Annotated in this window: 2 protein-coding genes; one reads left to right on the top strand and one right to left on the bottom strand. The window is 59.0% G+C overall.

What is annotated here, in order from left to right; genetic code table 11:
* Nucleotides 1-582: MATE family efflux transporter (locus H5U08_RS18095; RefSeq protein ID WP_297036336.1), on the bottom strand; the 582-nt coding region annotated here is incomplete at its 3' end.
* Between the two features lie 273 nt (nt 583-855).
* On the opposite strand from H5U08_RS18095, the gene H5U08_RS18090 reads away from it, so the two are divergent.
* On the top strand, nt 856-1,632 hold a 777-nt coding region (locus H5U08_RS18090), incomplete at its 3' end, for a sulfatase-like hydrolase/transferase (protein WP_297036334.1).

Below are 1,632 nucleotides of genomic sequence, written 5' to 3'. Positions count from 1 at the left end.
TCCTTCCGGAAACCCCAACTTGCCAAATATCCACAGGTAGTCGAGCACGAGATTGAGCACGGCGGCCGCGGTATCCACGAGCATCACACTCCGTGTATCGCCCCGGCCTGTGAAAAACCCGGCCTGCACAGCCGAAAAGAGCATCGCTCCTGCTGAAAGCATGGCCACCTGATAGTAACGGGCCTCGAGTTCCGCCAAATGCGGAGGATGCCCCACCGCCAGAAACATCCACCGGGCAAGCGGGATCGTCAGCATGAGCGGTGGCAGGAAAAACAGGGACAGCCACAGGCCCTGGCCAATGACGGGCCCCACGCGATGGCGTCGCTTGGCCCCTTCATACTGGGCGACAAACGTCGTGACGTAGCTGACCAGCCCCATGGCGAAGGAAACCAGCGTCCATTGCACCATGCCGGCGGGCAGGACGGCAGCCACGGCGGATGTGTCGTACCACACCAGGAACATCCGGTCGGTGAAGTTCATCACCGTCCAGGACGCGAATGAGATGACGAGTGGTAGCGCCAAAGCAAGAACAGCCCGGGCACCACAGGGTTGCAACCACCAACGACGCCATCGCTTCAGCATACACAGCCCTTTTATTGACAGTGATTTTGGTTATCTTGTGCTGGTAGAATGCCGCCTTATTGGACTGGCGGAAGGATCGTTTGAGGGAGCCCCACTCCGACGCCTCAAGAGCTCTGCGCAGGAGAACTGCCCACAAAAGCCGTCCCAAAACTCTGCGCTTGCAAGGGGTCGCGCAATAAGGACAATGCACCGGGGTCGTCACCGGGCAAGACCCGACCAGACGAACCCCTCTTACGGGGGATAGAAGCAGATACGGTTTAGGAGGACACAGGAGTGAGTCATCGCAATCCCATTATAGCAGACCGATGGATGTTCGTCCTTGCCGCCGTCGGAGCGATCGTCACCACAGTTTGGGGTGGTACCTGCCGCGTTCAGGGAGGTCAGCCCAGTACGGAAAAGGGGTCTCGCCCCAATTTTATCTTCATCCTGGCGGACGATCTGGGTTACACGGATCTCGCCTGCTACGGCAGCAAATACTACGAGACTCCGAACATCGACCGGATGGCTGCGGAGGGCATGAAGTTCACCGACGGTTACACGGCGGGGCCCAACTGTCAACCGACAAGAGCCGCCCTAATTAGTGGACAATATGGCCCCCGAACGGGGGTATATACCGTCGGCAGCATCGAGCGGTTCCCCTGGCGGACCCGACCTCTCCGTCCTGTGGATAACGTCGAGAAGCTCCCGCTGGAAAAAGCCACGCTAGGGCAGGCCCTCAAGAGTGCCGGGTATGTCACGGGCCTCTTTGGAAAGTGGCATTTGGGTGACGATCCCGAGCACCATCCCAGTGCCCGTGGCTTCGATGAAGCCATCACTTCCATGGGACGGCATTTCAATTTCGCGACCAATCCGCGCGTCTCCTATCCGGAAGGCACCTATCTGGCAGACTTCCTGACAGACAAAGCGGTGGACTTCATTCGCCGCCACGCCAAAGAGCCGTTTTTCCTCTGTCTTCACCATTTTGCCGTCCATTCTCCACACCAGGCCAAAGCGGAGCTGATCAAGCGCTTTGAGGGAAAGCCTCCAGCAGGCGGCCATCACAGCCCCGTG

This window comes from Thermogutta sp. (assembly GCF_014359955.1).
Lineage (GTDB): Bacteria > Planctomycetota > Planctomycetia > Pirellulales > Thermoguttaceae > Thermogutta.
Note: the sequence above shows the minus strand (reverse complement) of the source record. Positions and strands in the feature narration are given on the sequence as shown.